Source organism: Paenibacillus sp. FA6 (assembly GCF_051550225.1).
GTDB lineage: Bacteria > Bacillota > Bacilli > Paenibacillales > Paenibacillaceae > Paenibacillus_AQ.
In genome coordinates this window covers 3,718,149-3,738,218 of record NZ_CP188820.1, presented here as the reverse complement: position 1 = coordinate 3,738,218, position 20,070 = coordinate 3,718,149, and the positions used below count along the sequence as shown (strand labels likewise).

Annotated in this window: 16 protein-coding genes; 12 read left to right on the top strand and 4 right to left on the bottom strand. The window is 41.2% G+C overall.

The genetic code is table 11. From position 1 onward, the window contains the following. Window positions 1-18: 18 nt before the first annotated feature. The 7 genes from ACP8HI_RS17485 (at window position 19) to ACP8HI_RS17455 (ending at window position 4,288) form a co-directional block, all read left to right on the top strand. Window positions 19-888: an NAD-dependent epimerase/dehydratase family protein gene (locus ACP8HI_RS17485; RefSeq protein WP_438347467.1), complete on the top strand. Its 870-nt coding sequence runs from the start codon at window positions 19-21 to the stop codon at window positions 886-888. A gap of 137 nt (window positions 889-1,025) precedes the next feature. Further along, window positions 1,026-1,190, top strand: a complete 165-nt coding sequence (locus ACP8HI_RS17480; RefSeq protein WP_438347466.1) for a hypothetical protein — start codon at window positions 1,026-1,028, stop codon at window positions 1,188-1,190. Between the two features lie 117 nt (window positions 1,191-1,307). Further along, the gene (locus tag ACP8HI_RS17475; protein ID WP_438347465.1) at window positions 1,308-1,463 is read left to right on the top strand and encodes a hypothetical protein; all 156 of its coding nucleotides are present in this window, start codon (window positions 1,308-1,310) and stop codon (window positions 1,461-1,463) included. Window positions 1,464-1,569: 106 nt separating this feature from the next. Then, a complete protein-coding gene (locus tag ACP8HI_RS17470) occupies window positions 1,570-1,674 on the top strand; it encodes a YjcZ family sporulation protein (RefSeq protein ID WP_438347464.1) in 105 nt (34 codons plus the stop codon). A gap of 177 nt (window positions 1,675-1,851) precedes the next feature. Continuing rightward, complete coding sequence (locus tag ACP8HI_RS17465; RefSeq protein WP_438347463.1) at window positions 1,852-2,409, top strand: GNAT family N-acetyltransferase; 558 nt, start codon at window positions 1,852-1,854, stop codon at window positions 2,407-2,409. Window positions 2,410-2,561: 152 nt separating this feature from the next. Then, window positions 2,562-3,479: a prenyltransferase gene (locus tag ACP8HI_RS17460; RefSeq protein WP_438347462.1), complete on the top strand. Its 918-nt coding sequence runs from the start codon at window positions 2,562-2,564 to the stop codon at window positions 3,477-3,479. A 44-nt stretch (window positions 3,480-3,523) separates the two neighbouring features. Continuing rightward, window positions 3,524-4,288: a DUF6081 family protein gene (locus ACP8HI_RS17455; protein ID WP_438347461.1), complete on the top strand. Its 765-nt coding sequence runs from the start codon at window positions 3,524-3,526 to the stop codon at window positions 4,286-4,288. Between the two features lie 133 nt (window positions 4,289-4,421). Here ACP8HI_RS17455 and ACP8HI_RS17450 read toward each other — a convergent pair whose 3' ends face one another. Together ACP8HI_RS17450 and ACP8HI_RS17445 are read right to left on the bottom strand one after the other, a co-directional pair. Next, on the bottom strand, window positions 4,422-5,846 hold the full coding sequence (locus tag ACP8HI_RS17450) for a helix-turn-helix domain-containing protein (protein WP_438347460.1): 1,425 nt from the start codon (window positions 5,844-5,846) through the stop codon (window positions 4,422-4,424). 107 nt (window positions 5,847-5,953) lie between these two features. Then, window positions 5,954-7,291: a glycosyl hydrolase gene (locus ACP8HI_RS17445; RefSeq protein ID WP_438351879.1), complete on the bottom strand. Its 1,338-nt coding sequence runs from the start codon at window positions 7,289-7,291 to the stop codon at window positions 5,954-5,956. A gap of 381 nt (window positions 7,292-7,672) precedes the next feature. On the opposite strand from ACP8HI_RS17445, the gene ACP8HI_RS17440 reads away from it, so the two are divergent. The 4 genes from ACP8HI_RS17440 to ACP8HI_RS17425 all read left to right on the top strand — a co-directional run bounded on the left by ACP8HI_RS17440 (window position 7,673) and on the right by ACP8HI_RS17425 (window position 11,016). Then, on the top strand, window positions 7,673-8,371 hold the full coding sequence (locus tag ACP8HI_RS17440; protein WP_438347459.1) for a response regulator transcription factor: 699 nt from the start codon (window positions 7,673-7,675) through the stop codon (window positions 8,369-8,371). A 1-nt stretch (window position 8,372) separates the two neighbouring features. Continuing rightward, window positions 8,373-9,308 carry a sensor histidine kinase gene (locus tag ACP8HI_RS17435; RefSeq protein WP_438347458.1) on the top strand — a complete coding sequence of 312 codons (936 nt, stop codon included), beginning with the start codon at window positions 8,373-8,375 and terminating at the stop codon, window positions 9,306-9,308. A 99-nt stretch (window positions 9,309-9,407) separates the two neighbouring features. Continuing rightward, the gene (locus tag ACP8HI_RS17430; protein ID WP_438347457.1) at window positions 9,408-10,331 is read left to right on the top strand and encodes an ATP-binding cassette domain-containing protein; all 924 of its coding nucleotides are present in this window, start codon (window positions 9,408-9,410) and stop codon (window positions 10,329-10,331) included. Then, on the top strand, window positions 10,321-11,016 hold the full coding sequence (locus tag ACP8HI_RS17425; RefSeq protein ID WP_438347456.1) for an ABC transporter permease: 696 nt from the start codon (window positions 10,321-10,323) through the stop codon (window positions 11,014-11,016). Before ACP8HI_RS17430 ends, ACP8HI_RS17425 begins: the two co-directional genes overlap by 11 nt. Window positions 11,017-11,088: 72 nt before the next feature. On the opposite strand, the gene ACP8HI_RS17420 is transcribed toward ACP8HI_RS17425, so the two are convergent. Both ACP8HI_RS17420 and ACP8HI_RS17415 read right to left on the bottom strand, forming a co-directional pair. After that, window positions 11,089-11,319, bottom strand: a complete 231-nt coding sequence (locus tag ACP8HI_RS17420) for a hypothetical protein (RefSeq protein WP_438347455.1) — start codon at window positions 11,317-11,319, stop codon at window positions 11,089-11,091. Window positions 11,320-11,354: 35 nt separating this feature from the next. Continuing rightward, window positions 11,355-13,598, bottom strand: a complete 2,244-nt coding sequence (locus tag ACP8HI_RS17415) for an alpha/beta hydrolase family protein (RefSeq protein WP_438347454.1) — start codon at window positions 13,596-13,598, stop codon at window positions 11,355-11,357. Window positions 13,599-13,819: 221 nt separating this feature from the next. Here ACP8HI_RS17415 and ACP8HI_RS17410 point away from each other — a divergent pair, with 221 nt between their 5' ends. After that, entirely contained in the window at window positions 13,820-19,963 is a 6,144-nt protein-coding gene (locus ACP8HI_RS17410) for an S-layer homology domain-containing protein (RefSeq protein WP_438347453.1), read from the top strand. Window positions 19,964-20,070: the final 107 nt, after the last annotated feature.

Sequence of the window (20,070 nt, the reverse complement as noted above, 5' to 3'; positions counted from 1 at the left end):
AATCTAAGGAGGCTCTTCATGAGTAAACAACGGGTAATCGTCACCGGAGGTAGCGGGTTGGCAGGGAAATGGATATTGAAACATTTTGTAGAACATAATTATGAAGTTATCAATCTAGATATAAAAGCACCTGATGAACAAATATGCCGGACGATCATTACGGATCTAACGGATTTGGGACAAGTTCATAACGCTCTTTCTCAGTATGCCGGTGGACATCGGCAAGAGGTAGCAGGAATCGTACATTTTGCTGCAATTCCACAAGCCTATACGCACACTAATGAAGTGTGTTATCGGAATAATGTGATGAGTGCATACAACATTATGGAAGCGGCGGCTAATTATAATATAGGTAAAGTAGTGGTTGCATCAAGTGAATCTTCCTATGGAATTTGTTTTGCTAGTGAGTTCTTTGAACCGAAGTATTTGCCGATGGATGAAGAGCATCCCCAATTACCGGAAGATAGTTATGGGTTATCCAAAATTGTGAATGAGGTGACGGCAGAGGCGTTCAATCGTCGTACCGGAATGCAGGTGGTTAGCTTCCGTCTGGGTAATATCCTAGTACCTGAACGGTATGCAGATGTGAAGGCACGTTTTGATCAACCTGAGGACAGACTGCGTATTCTATGGAGTTACATCGATGCGAGGGACGTAGCTTCTGCTTGCCGTCTAGCCATTGAGACAGATGGACTCGGAGCGGTTGCCTTGAATCTCGCTGCCGATGATATATCTTCTGATCAACCTACACAGCAGTTAGTTAATCGTTACTTGCCAGGAGTGACTGATATACGTGCGCCACTTGAGGGTAGAGTGACGTTACTATCTAGTGAGAAGGCGAAACAACTATTAGGTTGGCAAGCGAAATATAATATTATGGAACAATAATTAAGGTAAGGACGTATGTTCCCCACCTGGCAAAGGTAGATCATCATTCCAACATACATTTCTTTACCTATTAGCCCTCTCCATAATGAACATCGAACATAAGATAGGGTGTACTCACAAAAAGGGAGGAATTACTCATGGGTGAAGTTGTTGGTGGATATGGTTGCGGTGGTCCTGTTGGTCCGATTGGTCCTGTTGGAAATGTCGCTGGATGTGGGATCGGTGGATTAGGTGGATCGACAGGTGCAATTCTAGTATTGTTTATACTATTGGTCATTATCTCTAAAGCCCTATGGATATAAGGTAAGTAAATAATTTATGAAGGCTCTGCAACAATTGCGGAGCCTTTTTCTGTCTTTTGTGACGAAATCACTTGGGATACGTATAAACCTCTATAACTGACGAAGGGGTGATTTGCGTTGGATAACGGATATTTTGTCGGGTGGGGGACGCTTGCACTAATTAACGCAGGAATTGCACAAGGTAAAAATAGGTCTGGACTCAACTGGTTCTTGCTCTCTTTAGTATGTGGTCCACTCGCAACATTCTTTCTTGTGATTTCGGATAAAAGATAAGAATAAGCGACAAGAGACAAGCGCTTTTTTAATGCCAGATAACCCGCTCCATTACTCGTAAGAAACATAAACTAGATTGTACCTTAAAATTGAGGAGGAATGACTTATGAGTGGAGCTTTTGGTGGTTTCGGGGGCATTGGAACATCAACGAGTGCAATTCTTGTCTTATTTATTTTATTGGTAATTATATCGAAATCGTTCCTCCTATAATCTAGCGCTATGATATGAATAAACTGTAAGAGTAGGATTCGAACAGTCACCTTCCTGAATCATGTTCTCATGATTCAAGGGGGTGATTTTTCATGTTTATCTAGACAGCAACCAGTGGGTTTATGGTATATTAAATTTAAGAAGTTGTCCTAATCTAGTGAATATGGAGGAACATAAATGGAAACTCCCCTAATGAATGAATATGTAAATGAGCGAGTACGAGCATATCAAGCGAATGTAGATGATGAACAGGATATCATGGATATACTCTTGAACATAGCACGATGGTTGCATAGCAAAGGATCTACTCAATGGGCTGGCCTATTGGAAGGGGAAGATAGCCATGATATGATCGGCTCCATTTCACGTGGAGAAGTGTTTATTTTTAAAGAGAATGGTTTATGTGTAGGTACCGTAATTCTAAAGAAGCGGGCTAGCCAATGGGATGAAGAGTTGTGGGGTGAGAATGACGAGCAACTTGATTCGGCTGTATATTTACATAGACTCGCTGTTAACCGTGGTTATGCTGGCAAGGGTCTGGGGGAAGAAATCCTCCGTTGGGTGGAAAGCGACATTCATTTCAAAGGCAAGGATCGAATTCGACTGGACTGTATAGCCAATAATGACATATTGAACAGCTATTATCCCCGGTATGGATATAGCTTTATGGGTGAAGTGAAAGGCTTTAGTAAATACGAGAAATTACTCCCAATGGTTCAGAACCCCTATTCATGACAATAACCGGCGAAATGTGATATTCTTAAAATGAAGAGCTTGAACAACCGTCTGCAATCTCATTTGCAGGCTTTATTTAAATATAAGGGAGTACAAGTTTCAGTTGATACTCTATTCCTTATATTTCGGCAGAGAAGGAGGGGACATAAGGATTGGACAAATTTAGACAGTTTCTGAAGGCATCGCGAGCTTCGATCATTATGGTTATGCTTATTCCTGTTGCGTTAGGTGCATTAGCAGCATTGGTATGGGATGGTGTATTTCATGTTGGACTATTTGTGTTAACACTTATAGGTGCAGCGCTTGCGCATCTATTCTCCAATATGATCAATGATTTATGGGATTATAAGAATGGGGCCGATTCCGTTAACGAAGAAGAGGTCGATGCTATAACTAGCCACTCTGGATATTTGACGAAGGGCATATGGAGTGTGCGGACGTATACGATCGTGACATGGATGTTATTCGGTGTCGCTATTTCTTGTGGAATAATATTAAGTTTCTTTAGTGGTTGGTGGGCATTTGTCCTCGGCCTGCTGGGTGGGGCAATCGCATTTTTCTATGTAGCACCACCTCTGAAGCTTGGATATCGTGGAAAAGGATTGGGCGAAGTTGCTATCCTACTTTCGTTCGGTGTGTTGCCTGTGATGGGTGCTTATTATGTGCAAACAGCCCATATGGATGTTCGCGCGCTTCTATTATCGTTGCCAATCGGACTTCTTACGACGCTTATTCTGTTCAACCATCATTTCTTACATTGGAAATTAGACCTTCAAGCAGGCAAGAAAACGCTAATTGTCGTATGGGGCGAAGCACGAGCGCTCCGATTCTCGAAAGTGCTACTGTATCTTGCGGCGATATCACTCTTCATATGTACGATTGTAGGGATATTACCTTACTATGGACTGATCGCATGTTTAGCATTAATTCCATTATACCGTGTATATGGAAGATTGAAGGAGCACAATAGTTCTCAAGCTTATTTACCTCTAATGGGAGGGTCTTTACAAGCTACTATGCGTTTTGGAGCGGTACTCATCGTGATCATGATTATTGAAGGGTTAATTTAGAGTAGATAGAAATACTTATATATAGAAGGAAAGAGGGATTTGAGATGGAACAACAACGAGTGATTGGTGACTTTCATACTATCTTAGCAGAAGGTGAAGTGTGGAAAATAGGTGGATTCCCACTTCCTGATGGAACGTACTGGGAGTATCGTGAGCCAGATGCGGTTGTGATCGTGCGCAATGGGATTCTTTATGCACGTGCTACGTTAAGTCGGAAGAATGATCATATTCAGATACTGGATAATGCGAAGCATATGTATTATTCTGTAGAACCGGTGGAAGTACCTGAAGCGGGGGAAGTGAGTTTTGAACTACAGATCCGTGCACGCACACAGAATACAGCTCCTGGGGACTTGTATGATGGGTATGTGTCTTTGAATTTGCTAGACTTCACAACGGGTGCAGCGCTTGATTTCTTTGCTGGAAATGATAAGTATGCAAGCGTCTATGGAATTCTTCCTTTTCCAGGCGTTCAGGTACCTCAATCTGATAAGACACGGTACTTCTGCATATTTAAAGAAGATACGAACTTCAAACCAAGAGAATTTAACACCTATAAAATAACGTATAACCGTGCTCAAGATGAAGCAGTCTTCTATGTAAATGGTGTTGAGATCAGACGTGAAAAGAATATTCCAATCAAGTTAAATCAGTTCACGATTGCGCTTGGGATGATGACAGAGAAGGATTTATCGCCTGAAGGCAGTGTATCTGTACATGGACAGACCGTTATTGCTGAATGGTCGCCGATTACGGTTACGACAACAGAAGGGCAGAAGGATTCGAAGAAAGTGGATTTGGGTGAATAAATAAACAATCTATTTGGTGAATAAAAGAGAGCTGCCTGGGAGAAGTCTTTAAAGACTTCTCCCAGGCAGCTCTTGTTTTGTTTATACTCCCATACCGTGAGAGAATAATGATATTACACCAGCGCTTAGAAGACTAACCATCATAAATTGCGTCGCCATACGGACGAAGATTTTCTTCATGTTCCCACACCTCCTTACATATTCCAGAATAAACAAATTGTTGCTCTTGAGTTGCGTGCTGACGGTACACTTCAAATAATGTCATAGAGCTAACCATACCATCTTTACTATTTATAGTGAATGAAAGTCTAAAGCTCTGTAAGACATTTTCTAGACCTTCTCGATGAAGCCCTTTTCTAAAACAGTATAAAGCATATGTTTGGAAAAACACGTGATAACGATAAGTGTAAAAAGGTTCCTTATAGTAATATGAAGTGGATTCATAACTCCAACCCTCTTTGTGATCAATTCGATATTGTGCAATTTGATCTGTAAATATATCGAGATATTCGTCAACTAAAAAGTTAACTCGATTGGCGGATTCAAGTAAAGTAGTCAAACCATATACAATTTCATTAGGCTGTTGTTTGAGGAAATTCACGTATTCTACAACCCTTGTTAGATTTCCTTGTTTAATTTCGATGGATAATAAGTTAGCTTTAGCAAACATATTAAATTGTTCTATTTCCATGGTTCCTGACTCATCTAACCCTTGAAGCCAGTTTATATCAGCATATTTTGGAATCCATTTCTTCGATTCTTCGAACATCCCACGATGCTCATAAGAACCCGCTTTAAACAAATGGCCTTGTCCATAGTAATATACTAGAGGACGAGCAGGATTGAATTCAGGATCTTTCCACTGCTGATGCTTTAGGTAGATTTCTTCAGCTAATTGACTCAGTTCTTTAGCATAATTCTCGACATCATCCCACTTTTGTTTAACTGCAAACAGTTGAGTTAACATCAATAGCCCATCAAGCGCATAGTCATCTGGCAATCGGTGCCGATACGGGATGAATTGCATCGCAATCATGAAGCTCTTATGTCCATCTTGTCTATAGATCTGAAAGAGTCTATAGTAACTAATCGCTAAGCGTTCTGAATGATTTAATTCCTCAGTTTCTATAACTCTTTCATACATGATTGCAGCAGCATCCTGCGAGCCTTGTTCTAATAGGAATTCGGCTGTATCAAATATTTCGGTTGTCTGATCTGAATCTTCAACAAGAGAAGTTAGGACTTTGCGAATACAATCATGACGCTTTAGTTCTGCGCTGCGAATTAGAAAGGGGCGTAGAAGATCCCAATTCGCAGCAGTAGTTCCGAAGCACTCATCTATATATAATTCGTATAAGTGTCCTTCTGAGAGTCCCATACCAGTAGTAATAAGATCTAGCTGTTCTAAGGATATAGGCTTAGGAGAGTTCCTATTTAATATAGCACTTAATATACGTTGATTCATGCCGGCAGCTTCGGAGAACGATTGTCGGTTCATTCCTGATTGTCTTATGTATTCTTCTATTTCTGAACGGATCGTAGTGTTATGTGGCTTCAACTCAAGACCCCCATGATTACTATATTAAGTATATATGAATTATATAGACTTAATATATACTGGTCAATAAGATATATCCGATCAATAGGTAAATATAGTATAATCTGCTATTTAATCCCGTATGTGTGTAGATCGGGTAGCTCGTCAAGTGTGATTACATATGGATGATCATATACCTGCTGGATATGTTCTTTACTGTTCTGCATACCGTCTTTAATGAATTCCCCATTCCACGTACAGAACCAGCTCCAATTCGTCTGATATTCTTGTAGAAGATCAGGATCTGGTATCGGTCCGTTTTCGGTTAAAGCGACTAGCTTACGGTCTTGCACAAGTTCCACAAGATGATCGTAACGATGGTTCATCGGACTATAATCTCCTGCCGATGGGTAAGAATCAACACAGATAATATCGACTACATTATCTCCAGGATACCATTCAGGGGATTCGGAATTCCAAATCCAGATTAGGTTATTGATGTGATGAACGTTGGTTAGTCGGTCATAAAGAAGGCGATATAGCTTCTTTGCAGGTTCGGGACCTTTGGCACCCCACCAGAACCATCCTCCCTCAGCTTCATGTAAGGGTCTCCAAAGGATAGGGATATTGGCATCTTGAAGACGCTTCAACTGTATTGCAATAGCATCGATGTCGCTTAGAATGAGCTTGTATTCCTCAGACTCTGGATTAGCCAATGCTTGTTCAATATCAAATGTCGTACCTTCGGTATAGAAACCCTTATACCAAGGTAGTTCATCTGTATTGATCAGATCCTTAGGTGCATTCCAATGCCATGCGAGTGTCGATATTCCTCCGAGATCATCCCATTGTAGGATGTTCTCAATTTCTTTCGACTTAGACCCATGAGCTACTCGAGTAGGAGAGTATTCGATAAGATCGAATCCGACCACAGCAGGCAGTTTACCATATTCAGCTTTGAGTTCTAGAGCATCTATAAGGTTCTGCTGCCCGGATAATATATTCTTGCCATAGTTATCTAGTAAAAATTGATGTAATGTAAGGGCTTCTACAGAAGCGTTGGGATTAACAAGCGTATTCTTGACTTGGTGCTCTGGTTTAGAAGGAGCCTTTTGGATTTTGACGTAATCAATATCATACCATCCCCAGCCAGTCGATAATGTGAATACATTATCTCCTTCCTCTAATTTAACTCTGCCATACTTCATTTCCGTAAATCCCGTCGTGGGTGCAAATGTTACATCACCAAAAGGTTGGTCGTTTAGTGAAACCGTACTTTGCTTGTCCCCATTGGGCCCGTTATAGCCGATCCACAACTGATACATTCCCTCTACAGGAGCATGAATCTTCATGGATAATGCATCCTCAGGTTGATCGAAGCCAGTGACATATCCGTTGCCAGAGAATGGAGCTGTCTGTTGACTCTTTTCTACCCCATTGAGAATACCATCTTCAGCTTCATAAATATTCCCCCATCATAAGTGTACATGGGTCTAATTATAAGCTTCCAAATGTAACCAGTAAATGGAGAAATCATTCTTTTAGATGGCATAATACTTGGGTAGTGAATTTTAAAGTTATTAATTTCCATAAAATATAATATGATGCTAATATTGCGAAATAAGGAGAGTGGTGGTTTGGAATTTGGGTTCATATATACAGTGACAGTTTTAGTCCCGGTTGGTTTATTAGTAGGACAATATGAAGGACTTGGAATAAGTATGATAGGGATTTATTTTTTTGTTACTTCTTTTTGTGCATTACTCCATTCCCATTTATTATATGATAATGTGTTGGAAGTAAGATACAATCATGAATATAACTCGTGATAGATAGGTGGAGATGAGATGTCAGGAACAATATTACTCGTAGAAGACGAGCCTTCAATAGCTGAAATGGTAGTAAGTTACTTAGAAAAGGAGGGATTCTCCGTTGTCCATGCGAAAGACGGTGAAGAGGCGGTTCGGAGATTCACCCAAGAATCATTTGATTTGATTCTTCTAGATCTGATGCTTCCGAAGCTCAGTGGTATGGATTTCTTAAGAATCATTAGAGAGAAGAGTCTGATCCCGATTCTGATTGTATCTGCTAAAGATGGTGAAGTGGACAAAGCATTAGGGCTTGGTTTCGGGGCGGATGACTATATTGCTAAGCCGTTCTCTATGATAGAACTTTCTGCTAGAGTGAAGGCGGCCCTTCGAAGAGCAAGTTATCACGTGAATGTCCAGGTTGATGATAGAGCCAGCATCGTCGAGATTCATGAGTTAACGATGGATATGGACAACCTAACCATTAGTAAGAATGGGAAAGAAGTAAAGTTAACTTCTAAGGAGCTACAAATACTTAAGCTGTTAATGACTCATCCCAAAAAGGTATTCACCAAAGAACATATCTACCAGTCGGTGTGGGATGAACCCTATTATGGAGATGAGAACATCATTAATGTACATATGAGAAGATTGAGAGAAAAGATTGAGGACAACCCTTCAGAACCTCAGTATATTAAGACCCTGTGGGGAATCGGTTATAGACTAGGGGAGTTTTAGTGTGACGATTCTATGGGTTAGTATCATTCTTGTATTGAGTATAGTCGTGATGGTTCAGTATATATCTGCACAGAGAAGAACAGAAGATCTGAAATATTGCTATAACAAATTAATGTCTATTGTGGAGAATAAGTCTTCAGAGAAGCTCATGAGAGTAACGGATGACGTAAGCATTCAATCCCTATTGACAGCGATGAATTTGTTACTAGATGCTAATCAAGAGTTAACAGCGCATTTTACACGAACTGAAATGGTAATGAGACGGATGCTTGCCAATGTGTCCCACGATCTAAAGACCCCATTAACCGTCGTTCTCGGAACGATCGAGATGATCCTACATGACCCTAACTTAGATAAAGAAGAACAAGAACGGCTATTAAAGATGCTCCATCAAAAGACGCTAGAGATCGTCAAGTTGATTCATGCTTTTTTTGATTTGGCTAAGCTAGAGTCGGACGATCAGGAAATTGTTGTAACGCGTGTGAACATGAATGGGGTGTGTAAGAATAGCATCCTTTCATTCTATGATGTGATCCAATCGAACCATCTTCAGCCCACGATTGAAATACCAGAAGCTCCGATATATGCCTATGCCAATGAAGAAGCCTTGGAACGCATACTGAATAACTTAATGGATAACGCGATCCGATACGGAGCCGATGGTAAGGTCATTGGTATTACGTTAAGAAGTGACGAATCCTATGTATATATGGATGTGTGGGATCAAGGGAAAGGCATTAACGAGCAACATCATGATCTTGTTTTTGAAAGAATGTACACGCTCGAAGACTCAAGGAATAAATCCTTTCAGGGAAGTGGATTGGGTCTCACCATAACGAAAAGATTGGTTGAACAATTAGGTGGAGAGATCCATCTTCACAGTAGACCTTTTAAAAAGACGGTCTTCACCGTACAACTTCCACGAGCTACATATTAGCGTGATGTGTATTCGTAAGAATTTCGTAAGAATTAAGAAAGGGAAAAGAAAAGGTTATGCTCTAATCTATAGATAAGAACATTTGAAGGAGCTAAATAAATGAGTGTTATCGTGAGCACGAGCCATTTAACCAAAGCATTTCAAGGGAATGAAGTCGTATCTGATGTAAGTATGAGCGTTAGTCAAGGACAGATTTATGGATTCCTCGGTCCTAACGGGTCAGGGAAGACGACAGTGATGAAGATGTTACTTAATCTGGTCAAGCCGACGTGGGGTGAGATTGAAATGTTCGGAGAACCCCTAACGCAATCGTCTATCGAGTACCTTAAGCGGATAGGTAGCATTATTGAGTATCCTATCTTTTATGACAAACTGACGGCACTTGAGAATCTGGAGCTACACTGTGCGTATATGGGTTTCTATAATAAGAAGGCGATTAAAGAAGCACTGGAATTAGTCCATTTAACTAACGTGAATCATAAATCTGTCCGAGATTTCTCTCTAGGTATGAAGCAACGGCTTGGTATTGCTAGAGCGATTATTACGAAACCGGAACTATTGATTCTTGACGAACCCATCAATGGCCTGGATCCCAGTGGAATGAAAGATATGAGGAATATATTCAGTATGCTGAGTAAAGAGTATGGCATGACGTTGTTAATCTCAAGTCATTTGCTGGGAGAAGTTGAGATGATAGCAGATACGATCGGCATTATTAAGAATGGAAGGCTGATTAAAGAGATACCGATGGACACGATCAAAGGGCAGAATACCGACTATGTCGAGCTTAAGACCCCTGATTATAAGAAGGCAGCTTTCATTCTGGAGAGTAAGCTTCAACTTAGGAATTTCAAGGTGATGGATAACTCGATTATTCGTATCTACGAGAATGGCATAGCACAATCAGATATATCTAAGACATTAATCCTTAATGATGTTGCTATCGATTCCATCAACAAAAAGACGGCCACGTTAGAGGAATACTTCTTAACTCAAATCGAGGGGGGCGAGAATGTTGGTTAACTTGATGAAGCTTGAGATGAAGAAGAATAAAATGGGATGGTACTTTAAAGGGGTTGTCATTGCGAATCTATTGATGGTTCTGTTCATGTGGCTTATCACATATCTAGAAGAGCTTGATGGGGCTACCGCCTTTATTAACTTGTCAGAAGCGCTATTAGTCATAGGAACATTAGTACGAGTAACATTTGTTGTTTTCTCATCTGTACTTTTTGCAAAATTAATAATAGATGAATATAAGAACAAAACCATATCATTTCTATTTACCTATCCGATCTCACGTAAGAAACTAATTTTATCTAAGATTCTGCTCATTACTGGTTTGACGTTTATCGTCATCTTGATTTCAAATGTGTTCGTAGCGGGTAGTTTTATCACCATGAATCATTACTTTCATTTCGTGGAAGGTAGATTTACTGCGGATATGGTATCTTCTGAGATGATAAATATAGTCGTTCAGGGGCTAGCGGCAACGGGGATGAGCTTAATCTGCTTATATTTTGGAATGAGGAAGAAGTCAGTTCCTGCAACGATTGTATCTTCAACGTTGATTATTGGAATCATTAATTCGAGCACGAATGGATTCTCTGTTAGCTCGATTATCGCGGTTCCATTTATGTTAGCTCTGATCGGTGTAATGATAGCTTATTTCACTTTTAGAAACATTGATAGAGTAGATATTGTATAAGTAGAAAAGAAAGAGGATACCGCGATGGTATCCTCTTGTTTCAAAATATAAGAAAGTATAAGTTTCACTTTGTTATGATGCGCAACCGGCACATTCAACGTAATTATCACCAACCGCTTTAGAGATGCTTAGGAGCTCTCCCATTTCAATGTCTTCTTTAGAAGTAAACTCATAATCATAAGCCGTTTCTAGGGCAAGCTCGGAAGCCTTCTCTTTACTATCGGCAAATACGCTAATTTGTTCTTCATTTCCTGTAGAGATCACCTTATAAGCAAAAGTATAACGCAGTATTTCGTTGTCCACTTAGTTCACCTCCTAATGTAATATCCCCTTGTTATTCAATTCTGATATAGCCCCAAATCACCCAATAATGCTTGACCAGGACCTTCACTAAATTTCAGTGTGATTTTATTTATATTTTCAGGTACGAAGCTAGAGTTGATCTTCTCTACTACCTCAAAGGGTAGTTCAACCGTTTGATATATCCCATTAGATGGAGTGTCGTATTTACCCTTATCGAAATGTTTCTCAAGCCACATACTTTTCGTGAATTGGGGAACGATCATAGGCTGAATAGTCATGAATTCTGATAACGGAAGGGTGACAGATATACCATCACTCGTTTCCAACGCTATTTCGATTTCGGCAATAGGTAGCGTATCGGTCTGAATATCGAGTTCATCGACAGTTTGGTCGGCTATGGAGAAAGAAAGTCCATCTGCTTCTGTGAAATAATCTGTTACGCCATCCTCCTCATCATCCCAACTAAGTGAGAAGGTAGATTCTTGCGAGTCATCATTATTCCAATTCAATAGGATGCCTGTATTCTCCGGTGTTAGAGACTCTTCAGTCCAGTTTAGTCCACCGCTTACTTCCGTTTTTAATTCATCTACAATGGTCGAGCTATTCTTATTCTCATCAAATGCAGCAAGCTCGATAAACTTGCCATCCTCAAATCTATTGAAATAGATGGAGTCTGGCAGCCATTGTAGCCCTGTTCTGTAATCACGAAATAAACTTGTATATTCCTCTCGATCATGCAAAATGGTTTCCAAAAAAGCAGATACATACACTTTAGCAACTTGTCTTTGATCGGAACCTTTCATCAAGTCATTTCTGTTTAGGAATAACCCCTTTGGCAAGCTCGTATCAAGTCCCCCCCATGATGTATTGAACTGGGAGTGATTGGCATTAGGGATATGGAGATAGGTTTTAAATCCTACATCATTCGTTGCGAAGCTAACACGACCATATTGACGTTCGCCGAAATAATCATTCAGATCTCCATCGCGTGCCCCTTGGAGCACCATATAGCTTACATTTCGTAGCTTTGCTTGCATTCCATCGACCTTTGCATCGGTTGGAGCGAGAGCGATCACAGCTTTGATGGAGAAGTTCTTAAGATCCTTGTTGAGATCAGAGTCCGAAAGGAACCAACGGTCCGCATCTGCCGCCATAGCGGCTGCTTGACCTCCTCGAGAGTGGCCGATGAGAGCGATGTTATCGAAGTCGACTTGCTCATAAAAGGGTGATTCAGGCTGTTCCGAGAATGATTGAATCTCCTGGAGATGCTTGAGAAGTAACCAAGTACGTACTTTAATATCATTGTCTGGTATCTTCGACCACACTGAATAGTTTAGAAAATTCTCATCTACAGATATAGCTATGAATCCCCTACTAGCAAGTAACTCTCCAAGATAACCATACCCATCATCAGAGTGATCCTCCATTAAATGATTGCCATGGACCATCAGTACGAGTGGAAAAGGACCCTTGCCAGTCGGCATCCACACTCTTCCGTTTAAAGGAAGTGACTTTTGGTCGAAACCCCAAGATAAGGTGCGTAGCCAAGGCCATTTATCAATATATGAGGAGGCATCTACAGATGATGATTTAAGGTCAGCCAAAGCGCCGTACTCTTCACGGTGTATGTCAGTTCCACTACCATAAGTGAAATGTTGGGTATCAAAGTTACCTAACTCAGCTGGACTGGTAAGTGGAATTGTGGAAATAGCTGTATACGGTATAGGCGATACTCCGACGATATCTGACTTCTCTACAAAGTAGGAACCTATGATGATGAATGGAACAATAGATAGTAGAAAAGTCATGACCCATTTGGTTTGAGTTCTTATATGTTGGCTTGTCACTAGTGCTGTCCAGCATCCTAGAAGAATTCCTAGTAAAGTGATGATAACCGACATCACAATAGATACGATGATGCCACTACCTGGAATCCAAAACATGAAATAAAAAGTGATTAAATTAAATAAGACCCCACCAGTGAATAGACATGGAATACGAAGCCCAATCAACGCAAGAAGAAGTGCGATCAGATTCGCTGAACATACGAGCCCTAGCGTTCCTACTGTAATCATCATAAATATATCGAGCATAGTACCCAATCCAGTGGGCATGCTCAGCGCTGTTAGAGCAAACATATAACAACCTGACGCCCAAACACCACTTTGAGATATCCTCCAAAAGGGTGTATCCAAGGCGTATGTCGCCTTGATTCTTGTTGTCATACGTGAGCGAAATGAAGGTTTCAACGGTATAAATAAACTTGTTTCGAGTTCCATGAGCTCTCCCCATAAGATTCAAATAGAATATTGCATACATATCATTGTAACATGCTCGTATACGATCGGGGTTGTTATTTATGAAAGAAACCTGCCATCGGATAGAACTTAACAATGTTAACTATCCATTTACACTGTCATAATACTTACCGAACATAACTCCCCTACAATATGAAGTAAGTATAATATAAACACATATTTAGAGGGAGATGTTAGTTACATTGAACAGAAGAAGTAAGGTAAGACGTAGTGTATCCATTCTCATGTTAAGTAGCATGATGTTAAGTGCTTGGACACCTGCTGGTTTTGCCGCAGGAACAGACGGAATGAAGCCCATCATGGTGCCTGCTCCAACAAGCTTCGAAATAAAGAATGAAGCATTTACCCCAGCACAAAAGACGCAAGAGGTTGGCCTTCAACAGCTTCAAATCCAGCATTCCCCGGCTAATATCATACCGGAACATCAGGATTTAACGGTTACAGCCGTTATTTATGGCGATATACAGCCGTGGATTGGTCATATACAGTATTCTATTGACGGTAAATTTGAAACTTCAATTCCATTAACGCAGCAAGGAACGCAGGCAGATACCTACACGGCTACAATCCCGGGTGCAGTGATATCTGGTAATGAATTGAAATATACGATCACAGCGCGTGATGAACAATCTAAGCTTATTCAATCTACTACATATTCGATAGTTATTCGGTCTAATCAAGCAAAAGCGACTGTATCGTCGGTTCCATCGCTATTGATAACTGAGATGGTTCCAGATACAAACAATATTTCAGGAGCGGATGCTTACGAGTTCGTTGAAGTCTATAACAATACAGATCAAGATGTGGATTTTAAAGATTATTCCTTTTTCTATAACGGTAAGGATACATGGACGCCTGTAGATAATAAGGATATGATCATTCCAGCTCATAGCCCAGTTGTATTCTGGATCATGAACGGGAGCAACAATCAGCTATTATCAGATGGTTTTAATCAGAACTATGTTGGTTCTGCACTTGTTGAAGGTAAGGATTTGTTCCGCATCAATGGTGGAGCAGGTATGGCGAACGGTAGCCCTAGAAGTTTGGTGATAAAAGACAGTAGCGGGAATACGGTTGTTACTGCAGCGTATGAGGCAGCGCATGTCAAAGTAAATCAAGGGATTTTCTTTAAACATCCAGCCGCTGGAAGTACGAACATGGTAGTCATGAGTCATTCAGGTCAGCAACCGGCAACACCTGGATTGACGGACCCTGAGCAATTGAAGCCAGTTATTATTGATCAAGGCAATACAATAGAGATTACACATACACCAGCTGCATCTGTGGATGTGAATGACCTTGAGGTCGCAGCCCATGTGGTGAATCCCGTTGTGAATCCGGATGGGTCGAAGCCTCCTGTTCTCTTATTATATAAAACTCCAACACAAACGAAATATACATCTGCAACGATGGTAGATCCGAAAGGAACAGGAGACTATACAGCGACGATTCCAGCATCTGTCTTTACAGAAGCTAGTCTTGATTATAGAATCCAAGTTCAGACTACGGAAAAAGCATATTCTACTCAAGTAAACATGCCACCATTCGACTCGACCAGAGCACCAGCGTTGTTAATTACGGAACTTGTACCTAATACGACAAACGTTCCTACGACTTCGTCAGACGCGTTTGAGTTTGTTGAGGTGTACAACAATACCGATCAAACGCTTAATTTCAAGAATTACAAGCTTTATTATCGCTATCCAGACAAAGGTGTAGCCAGCGATGTTGTATGGCCAACCACGAAGGAGAGCTTTGAGATTCCGTCCAAACAATCCGTTGTATTATGGATTAAGAACAGTGTTAACACATCATATACGACAAATGATTTCAACACATTCCATAATACAAATCTAATTGAAGATCAAACGTTATTCGCAGTACCGAGTGATGGAATGGCGAACTCCGGCAGACGTGCGATCGTCATCAAAACGAATACCGGTAAAGAAATATCAGCTGCGTATTATGATGCAGATACCTCATATGAAGGAGGTACGAAAGACGATACGAAGGAAGATAAATCTCTCGTATACGCTTATCCAGTCAATGGAAGCACGGTCATGATCAAGATGAACTCCGGAGTGCAGGCTCCTACACCAGGTTCAGTTACAAACGCCCAAGTCCCGGTTGTACCTGTTCATGTAGAAAAGGACGATGTGCCTCCAACCATTCAGGATCTTACAGGTGTGCAAGAGATTGACCAAGCAAATAGTCTGGAGTTAAAGGCGGATGCTAAAGATAACCGTGCAGTTACGTCTGTAGAAGTCTACGTACGTTCTGACAAACAGGCCAGCTTTGTTAGTTATAACCTGTCAGAGGATTTCAATGATACGATGTATCACTTTAAAGTCTCTTCTGCTGATCTAATCGGAAGATCATACATTGAATATTACTTCGTTGTTTCCGATGGGATGAATGAGACGAAGTCGAACGTTATGAAGGTAAATATTACAGGTGGACCAGACCAGTCACCGCTTCGTCTGAATGTAAAAGACAATGATATGATCAAAGGTATCCATACGATTAAAGGGACAGCACAGGTACCTGGCGCGAATGCACTAAGCCTGAGCATTGATGGTCAGTTTCTTCCAGAGACGGATTTGTACTCTGAACTTGAGAACGATGCTTATTTTGTTTTCGATGCGACCAATGTTGATTATTACTTCAAAAATGCTGTAACGATGGGACCATCTGACCAGGAAGATAAGACCATTCTATATACATTTATGGATCCGATCACTTCCTACACGACACTCTCTTTCCCGATCAGTGCCGATCGTCTTAAGGTTGGTAATGATAATGTGATTTATGTTCGGGCAGGATCCAAGACATCACCATTCGATAATCGTCCAGAAGAGAATAAGGATGATTTCGAGATTAAAAATGTAAGATTACTGCTTGCGGATGGTACTGAAATTTGGGATGTTGCCTATGCTGAGCGGGACAAGCAGATCAAAATGGGAGATTCGGTGGGCAAGTCTGAATCTATCGGTTTCCAATTCGACTTAAAGGCGGATCAGCTTAATGCCAAAGCCTATTCATGGAATACAACGACGGTTGAAGATGGTCCACATCAGATAACGGTGGCGAGTGGAACGAACGAGATCATATCCAATGTCATCGTGGATAATACCGCACCGACGATTAAGCCATCTGTTGAAGAAGGGAAAGAATATCGAGGTGTCATAACACTGGATGCAATCATTCATGATAATTATGCAGGTGTAGACACGTCTGAAGTCAGACTTGACGATCAGATCATCGAACTGCCATTCACCACTTCATCCGGTAAGTTGGCGGGCGGAGCACATAAATTATATATCGAAGCAACGGACAAAGTTGGGAACGTCGCGGAAGTAAACGTGAATTTTACTGTGCCAGATGAGAATCCACTTGAACCTCAGCTAATCAGTCCAACTCATGGACAAAACGATGTTGGTAGTAGCGCTAATCTAACCGTGAAGGTTCAGGATCCGACCAACGATTTATTGGATGTTTTGTTCTACAAAGGATTTAAATATGACGGCAACCGCGCAGAAGGATTTACGGGTTACACCAATGCATCTGTGACTGAACCACCGAAGGAAATGATTCCAGCTGGAGAACAGGCATTTAGCCCAGATGATTACAAGAAGATTAGTGCAGTTGATGGGGAATATCTGGTAAATGACTCTGTGGACAAATTTCCATACCAGCGCTTTGAAGTGAAGTTAGACCCATCCGTGAAAGGAACGGACCGGATAGAAGTCAACTGGAGAGGGAAATCCCTAGAAGGTCGCAAAGTCAGTCTGTATGCATGGAGCCCATCAATGCTCAAATGGATACAGCTTGATCACGTCATTGCGGGTACAGAAGATTTTGAATTACAAGCCGTTGTGAAGGCAGGAGAATATGCAAGCGGACAGATCATTGAAGTGATGGTTCAGGATGAGATTGCCATACAAGCTGCTACCACAGCAACTACGAATAAACCAACACCAGAAACGCAGGATGAGTATGATTTCTCTTTCGTATGGATGTCGGATACGCAATACTACTCTCAGAGCTATCCAAAGATTTATCAGAATATCGTGAGTTGGATTGCTGACCAGAAAGAAAAGATGAATATCAAATATGTCATTCACACAGGTGACGTCGTAGATAAGTCTTATCAGGAGTATCAATGGATAGAAGCTGATAAGAATATGAAGGTCCTTGAGGATGCTCAAATTCCTTACGGCGTTCTAGCAGGTAATCATGATGTGGGTCATCAGGATAATGACTATACGAAGTTTCAGGAGTATTTTGGTGAAGAACGTTTTAAGAACAATTCAACTTTCGCAGGTTCCTACGAGAATAACCGCGGACATTATGATCTAGTGTCCTCCAACGGAAATGATTTCATTATCGTCTATATGGGTTGGGGACTTGGAGACAAAGAAATCGATTGGATGAATGAGATTGTTGCTAAATATCCAGAGCGTAAAGCAATTCTCAGTCTGCATGAATATATGCTCGTATCCAATAATCGGGCACCCATTGCTGATAAAATTTTTGAAAAAGTAGTTAAACCGAATAAGAATGTGTTTGCTACATTGTCAGGACATTATCACGATGCTCAATTAAAAGTGGACGAGCTAGATGATAACGGTGATGGCGTAGCTGATCGTAAAGTATTCCAGATGCTTGCCGATTATCAAGGAGCAGCGGAAGGTGGACTCGGATATATCCGTCTGATGCAGTTCGATATGAAGAACAATAAGCTTCATATGAAGACATACTCGCCGCATTTGGACGACTATAACTTCTATGATCCACTTACCAATCCGAACAAAGACGAGTTTTCGCTAGATCTAGATCTGCAACCGAAGACGAAACGCGTTGCGACTGATTATATTAGTGTGAAGGTCTATACCGATGAATTAATCGGTTCGAATTCGAATGTACAAAGTGGCTCACAGACTACTGTAAACTGGGTGAACCTAAGTGCTAACAGCTACCAGCAGTGGTACACAAAGGTTGAAGATCAGAACAGTGGTAGTACGCTGTCGGATATCTGGGGTTTCTATACCGGGGCTACTAGCGATGAAGAGCATCCGGAAATTCCTGAAGGCGGAGGTAATTCGGGCGGAGAGAACGATTCGTCTGATCTGGGAGCAGGGGTATCACCTATACCCGTGCCGCCAACGATAGGAACTGCTCAATCTGATATCATGCTTACAGTATCTGCAGATGGAACTTATAAAGCAGATCAGGCTGTATTAGATAAAGCTATTACAAGTGCAGTGAATGGTAGAATTGTCATTACGCTGAATAACAAGACCGCTCAAACTATAGCACCAGCAGTCTATCTACCCGCAGCAAGCGTGCAAAAGGCGAAGGATAATAATTTGTCCATCATTATTGTTGCACCTGAATGGACTGTAACGCTGTCTGCGGCTTCATTACCGGGACACTTGAACGACGCTGATCTTCTTGTACTACGGATCGATACGTCCATGAATACCTCTATACAGAGTGCCATTAGCCAGTCTATTGGCAGCAGCAAAGAATATACGTTGTCGGATTTGGTGTACACACTCAGTATGGTTAAGCTCAAAGGACAAACGGAGACAGAAATACATGAATTAACAGGTCCAGTTACGGTTGAAAGAACATGGACTTTAGAACAAAAGAATACGATAGATACCGATTACGCAGGTGTGTATTACTTAAATGGTTTGAAACCCGAATATATGGGTGGCATTTTTAATAGCAATACGGTAACTTTTACGACGAATCATTTCTCGTCATTTGCTGTATTGGAGTACCACAAGCAGTTTGCTGATGTGAATGGAAGCTGGGCGGACGAGTATATCGGTAAGCTCACGGCGAAGCACATCATCAACGGTATAGACGAGAATCACTACGGTCCGAAACTAGATTTGATGAGAGCCGATTTTGTTACTCTGGTCGTACGTGCGCTGGAACTAGATAAGAAGGCGACAGAAGGTTCGTTCTCCGATGTGCCTGCTAATGCTTATTATGCAGACTCCGTAGCACAAGCGGCTAATCTGGGGCTGATCCAAGGGAATGGCGGGAAGTTCCGTCCGAAAGATACAATCAGTCGTGAGGAAGCCGCAATGATACTGATGAAAATGTCAGATTACATGAAATTATCAAGCGGAGGATCTTCTTTCCCAGCATTTGCTGATATGAGGCTTGTGTCTGGTTGGGCTAAAGAGGCTGTATCGCAAGTAAATGAACTCGGACTGATGAATGGAAAAGGAAATCATGAATTTGATCCACAAGGTAGCGTAACCCGCGCAGAAATTGCGAAAATACTCTACGTACTATTGAACAAATAAATGTAATGAATATAGGATCTATATTTCTGCAGAGACGGGTACCTCAAAGTGATACGAAGTATCGCCAGCATCGAAAGCATAAACTTTTTGAAAAGGACGGCGAAGCC

Excerpts from the sequence above, each read along its gene's own strand:
- ACP8HI_RS17480 (WP_438347466.1), top strand. The coding sequence starts at position 1,026 with ATGGGTGAAGTTGTTGGTGGATATGGTTGCGGTGGTCCTGTTGGTCCG.
- ACP8HI_RS17455 (WP_438347461.1), top strand. The coding sequence starts at position 3,524 with ATGGAACAACAACGAGTGATTGGTGACTTTCATACTATCTTAGCAGAA.
- ACP8HI_RS17430 (WP_438347457.1), top strand. The coding sequence starts at position 9,408 with ATGAGTGTTATCGTGAGCACGAGCCATTTAACCAAAGCATTTCAAGGG.
- ACP8HI_RS17440 (WP_438347459.1), top strand. The coding sequence starts at position 7,673 with ATGTCAGGAACAATATTACTCGTAGAAGACGAGCCTTCAATAGCTGAA.
- ACP8HI_RS17485 (WP_438347467.1), top strand. The coding sequence starts at position 19 with ATGAGTAAACAACGGGTAATCGTCACCGGAGGTAGCGGGTTGGCAGGG.
- ACP8HI_RS17415 (WP_438347454.1), bottom strand. The coding sequence starts at position 13,598 with ATGGAACTCGAAACAAGTTTATTTATACCGTTGAAACCTTCATTTCGC.
- ACP8HI_RS17470 (WP_438347464.1), top strand. The coding sequence starts at position 1,570 with ATGAGTGGAGCTTTTGGTGGTTTCGGGGGCATTGGAACATCAACGAGT.
- ACP8HI_RS17465 (WP_438347463.1), top strand. The coding sequence starts at position 1,852 with ATGGAAACTCCCCTAATGAATGAATATGTAAATGAGCGAGTACGAGCA.
- ACP8HI_RS17425 (WP_438347456.1), top strand. The coding sequence starts at position 10,321 with ATGTTGGTTAACTTGATGAAGCTTGAGATGAAGAAGAATAAAATGGGA.